Origin of the sequence: Streptomyces hesseae, from assembly GCF_031845785.1 — a bacterium.
GTDB lineage: Bacteria > Actinomycetota > Actinomycetes > Streptomycetales > Streptomycetaceae > Streptomyces > Streptomyces hesseae.
The window spans coordinates 1-470 of record NZ_JAVRFI010000070.1; the positions used below are offsets into that span (position 1 = coordinate 1).

General features: G+C 71.7%; 1 pseudogene. It reads left to right on the top strand.

From position 1 onward, the window contains the following. Positions 1–470, top strand: a pseudogene (locus tag RM609_RS34235) (carbohydrate ABC transporter permease); the annotation flags it as partial.

A 470-nucleotide genomic window follows, 5' to 3' on the forward strand; every position in this document is an offset into this window, starting at 1 on the left:
GAAGACCACGTCCCACCCCGCTCCACCCGCGGTGACGCGGCCCTCCGGCGTGACGCCCCCCACGCGGGGCGCCCGCCCGGCGGGCCGCGGGCCCCACGGCCCGCTGCGCCGGAAGATCGCCGACCAGGCCACCGCCTACGCGTTCCTGGCCGGCGGTCTCCTCTGCTTCATCCTCTTCTCCTGGTACCCGGCCGTCCGGTCCGTGATCATCGCGTTCCAGAAGTACACGCCCGGCTCCGACCCCCAGTGGGTGGGCACCGCCAACTTCACCCGGGTCTTCCAGGACCCGGAGTTCACGGCGGCCTGGCGCAACACGCTCACCTTCACCGTGCTCGCCCTGGTCATCGGCTTCGCCGTCCCGTTCGTCATGGCCCTGGTCCTCAACGAACTCCGGCACGCCAAGGCGTTCTTCCGGGTCGTCGTCTACCTGCCGGTGATGATCCCCCCCGGTGGTCAGCGCGCTGCTGTGG